Genomic DNA, 13,540 nt, shown 5'->3' with positions numbered 1-13,540 from the left:
CGGTTCGCCGGGGTCCGCTCAGCCTGTCTCGCCCCGGCGGAGAGGGAGAATGAAGCATTGAAGAGCCTTCGGGCGCCGTTGCCCCCTCACCCCCGGCGCCGCTGCCCAAAAAGGGGGGCGAGGGGAGACGCTGCCCGGCCAAGTCCGTGCTCAGGTCGCCCGGACGAAGACGCGGGGGCCTTCGAGCTTCGTGATGCGGACGGGGGTGTCCGGATCGACGAAGGGGCCGTCACTGACGACGTCGAGGTAATCGCCGCCGATCTCCGCCTTCCCGCTGGGCCGCAGGGCGGTGCGGGTGACGCCCTCGTCGCCGACCCGCGGGCCGACGGGGCGTTCCACTTCCTCCAACAGGTCCGGCCGCAGGGCCGGGCCGGCGACTTCCATGCCCGGCGGGGCGAGGATCATCTGATTGAACAACGGCATCCGCGGCAGGAAGCGGTTCGAAACGATCCCGAAGACAATCACCCCGCCCAGCGCCGCGACCACCGTGGCCAGCGACGTCGCCATGCGATCGGTCGAGAAGCCCACGCCGAAGGTCTGCATCGCCATCACCAACGAGGCCAGCACCAACAGGCCGCCCGTGACGCCGAACACCCCGAACCCGGGGATCACGAACGCCTCGATGGCGAGGCAGGCCAGCCCCAGCAGAGCCAGGGTGATTTCCAGCCAGCCGGCCGTCCCGCCGAGGAACTGGCTCCAGAAGAACAGGGCGAAACAGGTGACCGACAGGATCCCCAGGATCCCGGTGAAAAAGTGCAGCTCCAGATAGAGCAGCGCCGCCCCGGCGAACAGCAGGAACCAGACCGCCGCGCTGGTGTTCAGCACGAAGACGAGGGTGTCCATCCACGTCTTGCCGACCGGATTCAGCGCGACGTCCGCCGGCACGCCGAGGCGCTGCTTGAGTTCGTCCAGATCGGCCACTGGCGGACGGGCCAGCCCCAGTTCCTCCGCCCGGTCCGCGGTGAGGACGACCGCCTCGCCGGCCCGCGTTTCCGGCACGAGCGGGCCGCGGCGCCATTCGTCGCCCTGGGCGTGGATCTCCGCGTCGGTGAGGTACCACTCCCGGCCGGTGCGGGCGTTGGTGACGGCGAAGACTTCCAACGCCGGGTCGGCGAGGGCCTCGGCGATCGCGGGCGGGCGGCCCTTCTGCTCCGCGAGGAACTTCAATTCCTGCCGGGCGAGAGCCACGTCTTCGGCGGCGGCCTCCCCGTCGGCCTCGGTCAGCCGGCCGACGCGGCCAATGCGGGCGCCGGTTTCCATGTACAACTCGTCGCAGGCCAACGCGACCATCGCCGCGGTGCCGAAGGCCTCCTGCGGGACAAACGCGACGGTGTGCACGTTCCGCTCGGACAGGTCCGCGATCCGCGTGGCGAGGTCCTGGGCCGTCACCAGCGAGCCGCTGCGGCTGGTCAGTTCGAACACGATCAGGTTCGCCCCACGGGCGACGCTGCGGTCGATCTGCCGTTTGACGAACTCGCCGATGATCGGCTCGATCGGTTCGTCGATGCGAATGTAGGCGACGTCCGGCACGCCGCCGGCCGCCGCCGCGGTGCGGAGCGTGGGCAGGTCGTACAGCCGGGCCACGTCGTTCTTGGTTTCGGCCGTGGCGGCGGCGAGAATCCCCAGCGCCCGGGCCCGCTCCCCGCTGAAGCGGCCGGGCACGCCCTCCTCTTTGATGCGGTCCACCTGCACGTCGCCGGGGGCGGACTCGCGGATCTCCTTCAGCTCCGCGGGGGTGACGAGCCGCGTCTCCGCGTTCGCCCCCTCGCCCAGCGTGACCTTCAACACGGCCTGCCCCGGGTCCGCCAGCCCGCGGACCAGCGCCGGGGAGACCAGCCGGTTGTGCCGCTTCTCCGCCAACGCCAGCACGAACGCCTCGTCCGCCGGTTCGAGCGCCCGGCCGCGGCCCAGATCGCCCAGTTCGGCGTCCGGGTGCAGGACGATCTCCTCGCAGGCCAGGGCCACGATCGCGTTGTTGCCGTCCACGCTCTCCGGGACCCAGGCGACAGTCCGCACGTCGGACAGTTCGGCGGAGGTGAGGAACTGGGCGAGGTCCCGCACCGGGCCGAAGCGGCTGGAGCCGGGAGTGAGTTCGAGCACCAGCACGCCGCGGACGCCGGCGTCTTCGCTCTGTCGTTGGAGCTTAAGGGCAGCGTTCTGCACGGTGCCGACGACGGCCTCGTCTACCGGGCTGCCGACCTTCACCAGCGCCGCGGGCGGCGCCTTGGTGGCGTCGGCGGCGGGGGCCGCCTCCTGCGCCCGGGCGGCGGCGGTCCCGGCGCCCAGTCCCGAAAGCAGCAGGGCGGCGGCGAGCAGGCGGGAGCGCATGGCGATTCATCCAACGGGTGCCGGGGCGGGAGATTGTATCCCCCGCGCCCCCGGAACGGGCGCCGCGAGCCGCCGGATCACGGCGGACTTCGGTCGGCAAAAACCGCCGGCGGCGGGGCGAAGGGCTTGCAAGATCGACAATCCGACCCGGCCCCCCGGTTCGCCACCGCGGAAACTTGAGCCCGGATCCTGCGACGCGGTAAGGACTTCCGTCAATGCAACGACATTTCCCATCGAACTGGCACGTCCGCTGCATTTCGGTCTGGCGGAGAGTGACACCCGACGCTCCGCAACACGGTTTCGAGGGAACCGCAGAGCGTCATTGAGACCGGTGGGGCGACTCGGCGCCGCCCCTCGACCCATCCCGCCTGCCGACCCCTTCCCCCCCCGCGTTACCGCACCGGCCCGGCTCGCCCCTCGGCGACCGGGCCGTTTCTCTGCGCCGGCCTCGTCGTGGCTCCGTCTCGCGCTCGGTCCCCCGCTTCGCCGTCGCCGACAGGCGATGGGGCCCCGGGCGAACGCATCGGCGATCCCCCGTGTCTGCCGGGTCCGCGGAGCGTAGAATGCTCGCGTTCCCCATGTCGTATTCGAACTGAAACCGCCGCTTGTCCGATCCGAAACGTGACAACCTCCGTGTCCGCGCCCGTAAGGCGGTGCTGGTCGGAGTTTACGACCCCGACGACGCCCGCCCCGTCGATCGGCGGCTGGACGAACTGAAGGGGCTCGCCAAGACCGCCGGCGTCAAGGTGGTCGGCGAACTCACGCAGTCCCGCCCGAACCCCCACCCGGGGCTCTGTCTGGGCACCGGCAAGGTTCAGGAACTCACCACGCTGGCCAAGTCGACCGGCTGCGATCTGATCGTGTTCGACAACAACCTCTCCCCGGCCCAGGGCCGCAATCTGGAGAAGGAAACCGAATCGATCATCGTGGACCGCTCCGAGCTGATCCTCGACATTTTCGCCGGCACCGCCCGGACCCACGAGGCAAAGCTTCAGGTCGAACTCGCCCAGCTCCTCTACTTCAAGCCCCGCCTCAAACGGCTGTGGACCCACCTCGAGCGGATCGAGGGCGGCATCGGCTCCGGCCGCGGCCCGGGTGAAAAGCAGCTCGAAACCGACCGCCGGCTCGTCGAGAAGCGGATCGCGGAATTGAAAAAGAAACTCACCGAGATCGAGGGCCGCCGCGAGCGGGAGGCCGACCGCCGGACCGAACTGCAAACGACTGTCGGCATGGTCGGCTACACCAACGCCGGCAAAAGCACGCTGACCCGGGCCCTGACCGGGGCGGACGTGTACGTCGCCGACAAACTGTTCGCCACGCTCGACACCCGCACCCGGCGTTGGACGATTCCGGATTTCGACACCGTGCTGCTGAGCGACACGGTCGGCTTCGTCCGCGATCTGCCGCACCACCTCGTCGCCTCCTTCCGCAGCACGCTGGAGGAAGCCCGTCGGGCCGACCTGCTCCTGCATGTCGTGGACAGCAGCGACGCCGAGGCCGAGCAGCACATCGAAACGGTCTACGAGGTACTCGAAGAGATCGGCGTACCGACTGACAACATGTTGCTGGTCCTCAACAAGGCGGACGCCGCCCGGGCGAACGACCGCAGCATCCTCGACGGGTTGGTGCACGATCACCCGGAGGCCGTCGTGGTCTCCGCCACCGAGGGCGAGGGGCTGGCGGACCTGGAGGAAGCGGTCGCCCGCCGTTTGGCCGGCGGGTATGTCGAAGCCGCGGTGGACACCACCCCGGCGAACGGCCGGCTGCTCTCCTTCCTGCAGGAGCACGCCGACGTCCACGGCGAGGACTGGGCCGAAGCCGGCGACCGGGTGACCGTCCGCTGCCGGCTGAGCCGCCGCTGGGCGGACAAGCTGGCCCACGACGCCGACCTGCTCAGCGGCACCAGCGTGCTGCGGCTGGTCCCCGGCGGGCCGGAGCGGGTGGAGGAGAACGCCGCCGCCCCCCTCGCCGCGGCGGGGTGAGCGGCGGCAGACCGGTTCCCCCTCTCCCTTGAGGGAGAGGGGTCGGGGGTGAGGGTGACGCACGGTTCACCCGTCTCCGCCCATGCAGTGCCGACGCCAACGAAGGGCGAGCGAGGCGGACGGTGAAGAGCGTGTGGGAGCCGCTGCCCCCTCACCCCCGGCCCCTCTCCCCCAAAAGGGGGCGAGGGGAGACCGTGAGCTAATCACTCCTCCTCTTCCACCACCGGCGTGCCCGGCGGGAGGCGGGGGAGGACGAACCGGACGACGTCGCGGCGGGCGCCGCTGTGCGGGAAGGAGACCCGCATCGCCGTCAGCTTGTCCCACAGGCCCGGCCGGGCCGCGGTGCTGAACGTGGCCCCGGCGGGGTCGTGCCGGAACCGCGTCACTTCGGACCAGGCCAGCACATGGGCGCCCAGCGTGCCGCGGGCTTCGGCGCCGGAGTCGTCGAGGGTGAAGCTCGTTTTCAGCAGGAACCCGCGGAAGACGACCCCCGCGGCGACCGCCGCCGCGACGCCGGCCCATTTCGAATCGAAGATCTCCGCGGCCCCGACGGCCACCGTCAGCGTCGCCGCGGCGAGGAACGCCAGCGACCACGGGTGCCGCTGGGCGGGGTGGTCGCTCCAGTTCAGCTCACGGACGGCACGGGCGTCCGCAAACGGATCGCGTTCGGCGAACGCGGCGTCGACGGGGTGGGCGGGCAAATCGTTCACCCCGTCAGCATCGACCGTTTCACGCCCCCGGCAACACCGCCCCGACGCCGCACCCGAAGCCGGAGCGGCGCCGTTCAGCGGCTGCGCCGCGTCAATTCGAGGCTCTGGGCGAAGTCGCGGGCGTCCTCATAGCCGTGCAGCACGCTGGCGAACCGGACCGCGGCGACGTCGTCCAGCTCCTTCAGGGCATCCAATACCTGATCGCCGATGAACCGGCTCGGCACGTCGCCGCGTTCGTATTCTTCCAGCAGATCCGCTTCGAGATCGTTGATCAGCGCGTCGATCTGCAGGCTGGTGACGGGCCGTTTGCGGCAGGCCATCAGCACCCCAGCCCGCACCTTCTCACGGTCGAACGGCTCGCGGGAGTGGTCCCGTTTGATGACCCGCAAGGGCGTGGTCTCGATCTTCTCGTAGGTCGTGAACCGCTTGCCGCACCCGAGGCATTCCCGCCGCCGACGAATCGCCTCCGGGCCAGAGGGGCGGGAATCGATCACCTTGGTGTCGTTGTCGCGGCAGAACGGGCAGTTCATCCGGGGGCGATCCGAGCGGGAACGGTGCGACGGGCGAGGGGGCCACACGCGGCGGCGAGCGACCTGCCGGCCCGGGCGGTCGTCGGCGCGACTGGCGCGATCTCACGATTTGGCGCGGCTGGCGCGATGGGAGAGAATAGCGTACGGGGCGCGTTCGCGCTTTCCCAGCCCCTTGTCAGAGCGGGACTTAGGGAAATTAACCGGCGTACGCCGGTCCACCGAACGCGCGTTCATTAACGGCGCGTTCACCACTGTTAATGCGTATCGGTTCGCTCACGCCGGGTGCGGCGCCGTTGCGGGGCGGGCGGCAAGCCTCTAAGCTGCGGGGCCGATCCTCGCACCGCCGTTCGCCCTTCGCGGCCCGTCGTTATGTCCCTCGACAAAAGCCTCCGCCGGAAAAGCCGCCTCGTCCGGGCGCGGAACGTCTACAGCCGTGAGGAACGTATCCTCCGCCTGCAGGCCATCGAACGCTGGGACGAAGGCCAGAGCCCCATCGGCCTGCCCAAAGTCCGCATCGTCCGCACCGTCGCCGGTCGCAAGAAGAAGAAGAAGACCAAGGACGGGGAAGACTGAGCCCGCCTGCGGCGGGAAGCTCCAAATACTAAGAGGCAAGAACCAAAGCGGCTCCATCAGCCGGCTTTGGTTCTCGTCTCTTATGGCTTGGAATTTTCTGACGACCGGCCGGCGAGAACGCGCTCGACCTCAGCCAGTTGCTCCGGCGTGTTGACGCCGAGGGCTTCCTCAATCGTGAGGGCGGTCTCCGCGGTGACGGTTTCGCCGCGGTCCTTCAGGATGGCGGGGCAGTCGGTCAGGTAGTACTCGCGCTGGGCGTTGTTCGGCGCCAGTTCGGCTAGCGAACTCAGCAGTGCCGGGCCGGCGAAGGCGTAGCAGCCGGTGTTGATCTCGGTGACGGCCCGTTCCTCGTCGGTGGCGTCCTTCTCCTCCACGATGCGGAGGAAGTCGCCGTCCGCATTGCGGATCACCCGGCCGAGGCCGTGGTTGTTTTCCGTGACGGCGGACCCGACGACGCAGGCGGCGTCCGCTGCTTCGCGGGCGTCCAGCAGGCTCTTGAGGCTCGACGCGGTCACCAGCGGCATGTCGCCGTAAAGCACCAGCACGGGGCCGGTGTGGTTGCGCAGGTTCGGCTCCGCCATCAGGACGGCGTGGCCGGTCCCCTTCTGTTCAGTCTGCACGGCGAACTCCACGCCGGGCTCGTCCAGCAACAGGCCCTTCACGAAGCCGGCGCCGTAGCCGACCACCACGATCAGCTTGTCGCAGCCGGCCGCCCGGGCGGCGTCGACGACGTGCCGCACCAGCGGCTTGCCGGCCGCCTCATGCGCGACTTTGGGCAGTTCGCTGTTCATCCGGGTGCCCTTCCCGGCGGCGAGGATTACGGCGGCGGTCGACATCGATCGGCAGAGAGAAGTGCGGCGGAAACGAACGCGCCCAAGCCGGACGCCTGCGTCCGGCTCAGGTTAGGCGTTGCGAATCAGAACCGCACGCCGCCGCGGAAGATCAACGCTTCGCCCACGTCGAAGTTCTGATCCGGCTGCTTTTTGAAGGAGACCTCCCGGTTGAAGACCACGCCGGCCTCCAGGAAGGTGCGGCCCCAGCCCTGCTCCTTGCGGGCGCCGACGAGCAGCCGCAGGTCGTCGAACTGCACCTCGTCGATCTCCGGCCCCCCCGGAACGTCCGGGGAGAACTGCCAGGATTCCCGCCGGAACTGCCCCTCGGCGTAGAGCCACATCGGTTTGCCCAGGACGGGGCCGTAGAAGTATTCCACCCGCGGCTCCGGGAAGACCGCCCGGATCTCCCAGCGGTCGCCGGGCCGCCAGACGAACCCGGCCCACGGCAGGAGCAGGTCGTCGACCCGGTCGTAATACTTTGCCCCGGCGACCAGCGTGAGGTCCGGGGCCACGTCGTAGAACAGCGCCGCCCGGCCGTCGTACTGGCGCCCGAGCTCCGTCAGGCCGTCTTCAAAGTCGGTGTTGGTGGACGGCGCGAACCCGACCGTGGCGCTGAACCGGCCGTACTTCGGTGTCATCAGGGAGAAGTCGCTGCCCAGCCGATGCAGCGCCCCCGGCAGCCGCGGCTGGCCGGCGGCGACGTCCGCCGACGGCCCGTCCAGCAGCCGCAATCGGTAGTTCGGGGCGATGGTAAAGACGGTCCCGAACGGCCCCGGCGAATCCGCCTCGTACTGGGCGTCCACTTCCGTCACCGCGAGGCGATCGCCCCGCCCCTCGGCGTCGGCGGGAAACAGGTAGCCGGCGTCGAAGCGAAACTCTGGGGCGAAGTCGTACGGCTGCGGGCCGTTCACCCCGTAGGTCTCCTGAAACTGCGGCGGAGCGAACTCCGGCCCGACCGGCATGGTGGGACCGAACGACGGCGGCGGCCCGACCGGCGCCCCGTACGCCGGGCCGCCCCCGTATTCGGGGACGCCGCCGTAGCCGGGGCCGACACCGTACGCCGGGCCGGCCGGCGTCGCGGCGCCCCAGCCGCTGGGCGACTGCCCGCGGATTACGGAGCCGGAACCTGCCGGCGGCAGCGCCAGGGGGACGACGAGCGGCGCCGGGGGCGCCGCTCTGAAGCCGGTCAGCGTCGCAGGCAGAACCGGGGCGAGTTCCGGCGGCGCGATCAGTTCCGCGGGCGCGGCGCCCGGTCCGGCGGCGCCCGGTCCCATGGCAAGCGCGGCGAGCAACAGGGCGGCCGGTGCGGTCATCCGTGGCTCTCGAAACGCACGATCCTTCGCCCGCGAAGCGTTCGCGGGGCGGCGTTGTAGATTTCACACACCGCCCCGGTCAACGGGAGCCGCGGGCGCTCTTCGACCACCCGGCGGACGGCCTACGGACGTTCGTAACCCAGGGAGGTCACCACGTCGTACAGCTCCGCGTAGGTGATGAACCGGCGGCGATTTTCCAGCTTGTAGCGGTCCACGGCGGCGGCGAGTTCGTCCACCTCGGGACGGCCGGAGTCCTGGGAGGAGCCGAACTGCCGACGCTCCGATCCACCCTGCGGGCCGGAGTCGTCGCGGCGACGGTCTCGGGACGCGGTCGTCACGGGGAAGATCGGCGGCGGGGCGACGGTCGGGGCGTCGATGAGGGCGGACATGAAACCGGACCGGTCGGGGGGCGGGGCGGACGGACGTTTCCACCCTGCCCCGCCCCGGGCCGCCGGGCGGGCGGCGGGGCCGAAAATCCCTCCGCGCCCGCGGGAACGGGGCGTTCCCCGCGGGTTTCGCGGTTCGTGCGGGCGCCGTGCGGGCTCCGCGGACCGCAATCGCCTACCGTTTCGCCCCCGCCGCTCGCCTCGCCGCCGGAGAACGCCATGACCGCCCCCGCCCCGCCCCGCTCCCGCGACCGCCCCGTCACCGAAACCGTCGCCGTCATCGGGGCCGGGGCGATGGGGACCTGCTGCGCGAAGCTGATCGCGGAGAACGGCCACCGGGTGCGGCTGTGGGCCCGCGATCCCGATCAGGCCGACGCGATCCGGCGGGATCGGGAGAACCGCCGGCTGCTGCCCGGCGTGACGATTCCTGACGGCCTCGTCGTCACCGCCGACCCGGCCGAGGCCAGCACCGGGGCCGACCGCCTGCTGATCGCGGTGCCGACGAAGTACCTCCGCGAGTGCCTGACCGAACTCGCCCCCCACCTGCCGGCCGGCGTGCCGGCGCTGAGCGTGGTCAAGGGGATCGAGTTCGGTTCCTTCCGCCGCCCCTCGGAGATCATCCGCGAAACGCTCGGCGAGCGGCCGATCACCGCGCTGGGCGGGCCATGCCATGCGGAGGAAGCGGCGAAGCGCCTGCCGGCGAGCGTCGTCGCCGCCTCCGACACGCCCGGCGACGCCGAGGCCGTGCAATGGTTGATGAACTCCGACCGTTTCCGGGTCTACACGAACGACGACCTCGTCGGCGTGGAACTGGCCGGGGCGTTGAAGAACGTGATCGCCGTCGCCGCCGGCATCTGCGACGGGCTGGGGCTGGGGGACAACTCGAAGAGCGCCCTCATCACCCGCGGCGCCGCGGAGATCGCCCGGTTCGGGGCCGCCTTCGGGGCGGACCCGCAGACGTTCGCCGGGCTGGCGGGGATCGGAGACCTCATCACCAGTTGCGTGTCCCAGCACGGCCGCAACCGGGCCGTCGGCGAACGACTGGGCCGCGGCGAGCCGGCCTCCGCCGTGACCGAGGATCAGCCGAAGGTCGCCGAGGGCGTGAACACCGTCCGCAGCGTGCTCCCGCTGGCCAAAGAACGGGGCGTGCGGATGCCCGTCTGCCGGGAAGTGCACGCCGTGCTGTTCGAGGGCAAACCCGCCGCGGACACCGTCGACGCGTTGATGACGCGTCCGCCGGGCGGGGAGTGAAGGCGAGCGGTGGGCGTCAGCCCTCCGTGTTCTCGGGGGCGTGCGAACACACGGGGGGCTGACGCCCCCCGCTCGCCTCCGTTACGCCGCGGCCCGCAGTTGCGCCTGGGCGCCCATCGCAATCACTTCGCGGGTGAGGGCGGCGTAGTCCTTGGCCCCGGGGCAGGCGCGGGCGTACTTGAAGATCGGCTGGCCGAAACTCGGCGCCTCCGCCAGCTTGATGTTCCGCCGGATGCGGGTGCTGAAGATCTGCGTGTTCGCCCAGGGGGCGCTCGGGTCGGCGTCCTCCAGGAACGCAGTCAGGTCTTCGCAGACGTCCGCGGCCAGGCGGGTGCCGCGTTCGTACAGGCAGAGGGCCACGCCGGAGACGACCAACCCCCGGTTCAGCCGGCGGGCGACCAGCGCCGTCGTCTGGAATAGCTTGGACAGGCCCTGCAGCGCGAAGAAGTGCGGCTGGAGGGGGATGATGACTTCCGTGGCGGCGACCAAGGCGTTGATCGTCAGCACGCCGAGGCTCGGCGGACAGTCGAACAGAATGAAGTCGTACGGCAGTCCGTCGGCGGTCGCCTGATTGGAGTGCCGAGTGAGGGCGGTGCGGAGGACGGTCTCCCGGTTCGGGGCGTCGACCAGTTCCAGTTCCGCGGCGGCGAGGTCCAAATTCGCCGGCAGCACGTGCAGATTGCGATCGACGGGCCGCACGCAGCGCTCCACCTCCAGATCGCCGCGAAACACGTCGTAGACCGTCGGTTCGCTGCCCACCGGTTCCAGGCCCAGGTGCAGGCTGGCGTGGCCCTGCGGGTCGAGGTCCACCAGCAACACGCGGGCCCCCTCCTCGGCGAGGCCGGCGGCGAGGTTCACGGCGGTCGTGGTTTTGCCGACGCCGCCCTTCTGATTCATCAACGCCAGAATTCGCGGCCCCCCCGCCGACCGGGCCGCGTGCGGCCGGCCGAACGGGATCGTGGCGGGGGCGGCGGGGGCGAACTCGGAAGGAGCCGTCATGCGGGGGCGCATCCGTGGCGGTGGGGGGGCCGGTTCCGTCCGGCGGCGAACGAGGGCATCGGCCGACGGCCGATTCAGATTGAATCCCACGCGCCGCGACCTTACGACGTACCACAAAGCGTTCCCCGCCCTCGTTCCGTCCGGTTTCGGCGGTAAACTTCGCCGCGTGTCCCCAGCCCGCACCGCCGCCGCCGCCCGCCCCGGTCGCCGCCGGTTCGCCCGCGGACTGCGCTTCGGCTGGAGTCGGCGCCTCGGCCTGTCGCGGCCTGACCGCCGCGGGTCCACCTCGCTGGCGGCCCTGGCGGCGTATCTGCTCGTCGTCGTCACCGCCCCGGCGTGGCACCACCACGATCACGCGGGCCACGATCATGACGACCACGCCAGCCACCAGCACGCCGCGGCAACGCCCGCGGGCTGCTGCGGGCACGGACACGAACACGCCGGGCCCGAACACGCCGGCCATCAGCCTCACGGGCATGACCACACCGGGGACGAACCCTCGGAGGCGCCGTCGGCGTGCGGGGAGCGGGCGGACGAGGCGCCGCACGGCCACCACACCTGTCCGATTTGCGAATTGCTCGCCACGGCCGCGACGCCGGTGACGGCACCGGCCGTGTGCGATCTGGGGGCGGCGCTGCCGACGCTCCAAATCCCGACGGCGCCGGATCGTCGGGCCGTCTTTCTGCGGACGAAGCACGCGCGGGGACCGCCGCGGGTCTGAGGCGACCCGCCCTCCCCCTCTCCCGGCGCCGCTGAGCGCCGGCCCGCGTTCCCCGCTGCCCGGCGGACTGCGACGTGGCTCCGTTCCCGCTCCGCCCGGAGCGAACGGCACCCCGCGCCCGCCCGGCGGAGCTTCTCCCCCACCCATGACTCATTTCTCGCTTCCCCGCCCGACGCGGCGGGGCTTTACGCTCATCGAACTGCTGGTGGTGATCGCGATCATTGCTGTGCTGGTCAGCCTGCTGCTCCCCGCGGTGCAGCAGGCCCGCGAGGCGGCCCGGCGGGCCCAATGCACCAACAACCTCAAGCAGATCGGCCTCGCCCTGCACAACTATCACAGCCGGGCGAACGCCTTCCCGCCGGGCTTCCTGGCCGTGGACGCCGCCGGTCGGCATCACCTGGACGGCAACAACGGCTTCGGCTGGGCCGCGTTCCTCCTGCCGGAACTCGATCAGGAACCGCTGCACCGGTCCCTCGACTTCGGCCACATGCTGACCGACGACGAGGAGCACGAGGGCCACGACCATGACGACGACGAACACGCGATCGGCGAGGGCAGCAACCTCGAACTGATCGCCCACCCGCTGGGGCTCTTCCGCTGCCCCTCCGACGACGGCCCGGAGACCTTCGAGCTGGAACTCGGCGAGCACGGCCACGACGAGGACGAGGACGAGGACGGCCATGACCACGGCGAGGAGCACGTCGTGCTGGGGTCCTCCAACTACGCGGCGATCTTCGGCGGCTTCACCGATCTGCACGCCATGGAGGACTGGGCCGAGAACGTCCAGCGGAAGGGTGACGGGATGTTCTACCAGAACAGCGCCACCCGCTTCCGCGACCTCCGCGACGGGACCACCCACACCGTCGCCGTCGGCGAGCGGGTCACGCAGGCCTACACCCCCACCGGCCCGCAACTGGAGATCTTCCCCTCCTGCTGGGCCGGCGTGGTGCCCGGCGGCGAAGAGGCGATCACGCGGGTGCTGGCCCTCACCGATCACTCCCCCAACGCCGGCGAGCATCCCGAGGACCTCTCCAGCCATCACCCCGGCGGGGCGAACGTCTTGCTGGGCGACGGCAGCGTGCGGTTCGTGACGGAGTCGATCGACGAGGAAACCTTCGCCGGCGCCGGCACGATCGCCGGCGGCGAAGTTCTCAAGGATTTCTGAGCAGCCTTAACGCCGAGGTCCCGCGGGGCCTCGGCGTTAGAGGTGGTGATGACCGTCGACGACGCCCGCCTCGGAGGGCGAGGTGTCCAGCGACTGCCGGGCGCGGTTGCGTTCGTCGACCAGCACCACGGTCGGGTGATGCGCGCGGGCCTCGGCCTCCTCGAACTCCGCGTAGGTGCAGACGATGACGAGGTCCCCGGTCACGGCGAGGTGGGCGGCGGCGCCGTTGGCGCAGATGTCGCCCCGCCCGGCCGGCCCGGGGATCGCGTAGGTGGCGAAGCGGGTGCCGCGGGTCACGTTGTAGACCTCCACCCGTTCGTGCGGGAGGATGTCCGCGGCTTCCAACAGGGCGACGTCGATCGTGAGGCTGCCTTCGTAGTGAAGGTCGGCGTCAGTGACGGTGGCCCGGTGGATTTTGGCGTTCAGCAGCGTGCGGCGCATCTTCCGACAGACGGGGGGTCGCGGGGGCAGTATTCGGCGGCGGCGGAGCATCTTAGCGTCGCGCCGCGGCTTCGCCCGGCCGGCTCGCCCCAGGCCGTTGGGTTTCGAACTCAGTCCCCGGCTTGCGATTTGCGGGCGCCGGTTCTAGATTTCCCTCCCCGAACCGCCCCACCCGGGTCGGTGTCGGACCTGGTTGAGTAAACCGGGGTTCGGTAGCTCAGTTGGTAGAGCACAGGACTGAAAATCCTGGTGTCGTGGGTTCGATTCCCACCCGAACCATTAGGCCCCGCCGCACGGCGGGGCCTTTT

The 13,540-nt window shown here is 70.8% G+C and carries 13 protein-coding genes and 1 tRNA gene; 6 read left to right on the top strand and 8 right to left on the bottom strand.

Going from position 1 to position 13,540, the window contains the following annotated elements; genetic code table 11:
- Nucleotides 1-150: 150 nt before the first annotated feature.
- Nucleotides 151-2,328 (bottom strand): NfeD family protein, encoded by a 2,178-nt coding sequence (locus tag CA12_RS11695; RefSeq protein ID WP_145359113.1) that lies wholly within the window; start codon nucleotides 2,326-2,328, stop codon nucleotides 151-153.
- Between the two features lie 605 nt (nucleotides 2,329-2,933).
- Here CA12_RS11695 and hflX point away from each other — a divergent pair.
- Nucleotides 2,934-4,310 carry a GTPase HflX gene (hflX, locus tag CA12_RS11690; protein WP_145359112.1) on the top strand — a complete coding sequence of 459 codons (1,377 nt, stop codon included), beginning with the start codon at nucleotides 2,934-2,936 and terminating at the stop codon, nucleotides 4,308-4,310.
- A gap of 203 nt (nucleotides 4,311-4,513) precedes the next feature.
- Here the strand turns inward: hflX and CA12_RS11685 are convergent, their stop codons facing one another.
- Both CA12_RS11685 and nrdR read right to left on the bottom strand, forming a co-directional pair.
- Nucleotides 4,514-5,020, bottom strand: coding sequence for a hypothetical protein (locus tag CA12_RS11685; RefSeq protein WP_145359111.1), 507 nt, complete (start codon nucleotides 5,018-5,020; stop codon nucleotides 4,514-4,516).
- A 74-nt stretch (nucleotides 5,021-5,094) separates the two neighbouring features.
- Nucleotides 5,095-5,550 carry a transcriptional regulator NrdR gene (gene nrdR / locus CA12_RS11680; RefSeq protein ID WP_145359110.1) on the bottom strand — a complete coding sequence of 152 codons (456 nt, stop codon included), beginning with the start codon at nucleotides 5,548-5,550 and terminating at the stop codon, nucleotides 5,095-5,097.
- Nucleotides 5,551-5,919: 369 nt separating this feature from the next.
- Here nrdR and CA12_RS11675 point away from each other — a divergent pair, with 369 nt between their 5' ends.
- Complete coding sequence (locus CA12_RS11675) at nucleotides 5,920-6,123, top strand: small basic protein (protein ID WP_145359109.1); 204 nt, start codon at nucleotides 5,920-5,922, stop codon at nucleotides 6,121-6,123.
- A gap of 80 nt (nucleotides 6,124-6,203) precedes the next feature.
- Here the strand turns inward: CA12_RS11675 and CA12_RS11670 are convergent, their stop codons facing one another.
- The 3 genes from CA12_RS11670 to CA12_RS11660 all read right to left on the bottom strand — a co-directional run bounded on the left by CA12_RS11670 (nucleotide 6,204) and on the right by CA12_RS11660 (nucleotide 8,658).
- Nucleotides 6,204-6,959 carry a sugar phosphate nucleotidyltransferase gene (locus CA12_RS11670; protein ID WP_145359108.1) on the bottom strand — a complete coding sequence of 252 codons (756 nt, stop codon included), beginning with the start codon at nucleotides 6,957-6,959 and terminating at the stop codon, nucleotides 6,204-6,206.
- 80 nt (nucleotides 6,960-7,039) lie between these two features.
- Nucleotides 7,040-8,269, bottom strand: a complete 1,230-nt coding sequence (locus tag CA12_RS11665; protein WP_145359107.1) for a hypothetical protein — start codon at nucleotides 8,267-8,269, stop codon at nucleotides 7,040-7,042.
- Nucleotides 8,270-8,391: 122 nt separating this feature from the next.
- The gene (locus CA12_RS11660) at nucleotides 8,392-8,658 is read right to left on the bottom strand and encodes a hypothetical protein (protein WP_242687870.1); all 267 of its coding nucleotides are present in this window, start codon (nucleotides 8,656-8,658) and stop codon (nucleotides 8,392-8,394) included.
- 216 nt (nucleotides 8,659-8,874) lie between these two features.
- Here CA12_RS11660 and CA12_RS11655 point away from each other — a divergent pair, with 216 nt between their 5' ends.
- A complete protein-coding gene (locus tag CA12_RS11655) occupies nucleotides 8,875-9,906 on the top strand; it encodes an NAD(P)H-dependent glycerol-3-phosphate dehydrogenase (RefSeq protein ID WP_145359106.1) in 1,032 nt (343 codons plus the stop codon).
- 81 nt (nucleotides 9,907-9,987) lie between these two features.
- Here CA12_RS11655 and CA12_RS11650 read toward each other — a convergent pair whose 3' ends face one another.
- The gene (locus CA12_RS11650) at nucleotides 9,988-10,905 is read right to left on the bottom strand and encodes a ParA family protein (RefSeq protein ID WP_242687868.1); all 918 of its coding nucleotides are present in this window, start codon (nucleotides 10,903-10,905) and stop codon (nucleotides 9,988-9,990) included.
- A gap of 166 nt (nucleotides 10,906-11,071) precedes the next feature.
- Between CA12_RS11650 and CA12_RS22515 the strand changes: the two genes are divergently transcribed.
- Complete coding sequence (locus CA12_RS22515) at nucleotides 11,072-11,626, top strand: hypothetical protein (protein WP_207621960.1); 555 nt, start codon at nucleotides 11,072-11,074, stop codon at nucleotides 11,624-11,626.
- A 145-nt stretch (nucleotides 11,627-11,771) separates the two neighbouring features.
- Entirely contained in the window at nucleotides 11,772-12,791 is a 1,020-nt protein-coding gene (locus tag CA12_RS11640) for a DUF1559 domain-containing protein (RefSeq protein WP_145359105.1), read from the top strand.
- Nucleotides 12,792-12,827: 36 nt separating this feature from the next.
- Here the strand turns inward: CA12_RS11640 and panD are convergent, their stop codons facing one another.
- The gene (panD, locus tag CA12_RS11635) at nucleotides 12,828-13,232 is read right to left on the bottom strand and encodes an aspartate 1-decarboxylase (protein WP_145359104.1); all 405 of its coding nucleotides are present in this window, start codon (nucleotides 13,230-13,232) and stop codon (nucleotides 12,828-12,830) included.
- A gap of 206 nt (nucleotides 13,233-13,438) precedes the next feature.
- On the opposite strand from panD, the gene CA12_RS11630 reads away from it, so the two are divergent.
- Nucleotides 13,439-13,511: transfer RNA gene (locus tag CA12_RS11630), tRNA-Phe, on the top strand.
- Nucleotides 13,512-13,540: the final 29 nt, after the last annotated feature.

The sequence above is a fragment of the Alienimonas californiensis genome (assembly GCF_007743815.1).
GTDB lineage: Bacteria > Planctomycetota > Planctomycetia > Planctomycetales > Planctomycetaceae > Alienimonas > Alienimonas californiensis.
Note: the sequence above shows the minus strand (reverse complement) of the source record. Positions and strands in the feature narration are given on the sequence as shown.

What these genes read in the sequence shown, in the direction of transcription:
- panD (WP_145359104.1), bottom strand. Translation starts at nt 13,232, where the DNA reads ATGCGCCGCACGCTGCTGAACGCCAAAATCCACCGGGCCACCGTCACT.
- CA12_RS11695 (WP_145359113.1), bottom strand. Translation starts at nt 2,328, where the DNA reads ATGCGCTCCCGCCTGCTCGCCGCCGCCCTGCTGCTTTCGGGACTGGGC.
- CA12_RS11660 (WP_242687870.1), bottom strand. Translation starts at nt 8,658, where the DNA reads ATGTCCGCCCTCATCGACGCCCCGACCGTCGCCCCGCCGCCGATCTTC.
- CA12_RS11665 (WP_145359107.1), bottom strand. Translation starts at nt 8,269, where the DNA reads ATGACCGCACCGGCCGCCCTGTTGCTCGCCGCGCTTGCCATGGGACCG.
- CA12_RS11655 (WP_145359106.1), top strand. Translation starts at nt 8,875, where the DNA reads ATGACCGCCCCCGCCCCGCCCCGCTCCCGCGACCGCCCCGTCACCGAA.
- CA12_RS11640 (WP_145359105.1), top strand. Translation starts at nt 11,772, where the DNA reads ATGACTCATTTCTCGCTTCCCCGCCCGACGCGGCGGGGCTTTACGCTC.
- nrdR (WP_145359110.1), bottom strand. Translation starts at nt 5,550, where the DNA reads ATGAACTGCCCGTTCTGCCGCGACAACGACACCAAGGTGATCGATTCC.
- CA12_RS11650 (WP_242687868.1), bottom strand. Translation starts at nt 10,905, where the DNA reads ATGACGGCTCCTTCCGAGTTCGCCCCCGCCGCCCCCGCCACGATCCCG.
- CA12_RS11675 (WP_145359109.1), top strand. Translation starts at nt 5,920, where the DNA reads ATGTCCCTCGACAAAAGCCTCCGCCGGAAAAGCCGCCTCGTCCGGGCG.
- CA12_RS11670 (WP_145359108.1), bottom strand. Translation starts at nt 6,959, where the DNA reads ATGTCGACCGCCGCCGTAATCCTCGCCGCCGGGAAGGGCACCCGGATG.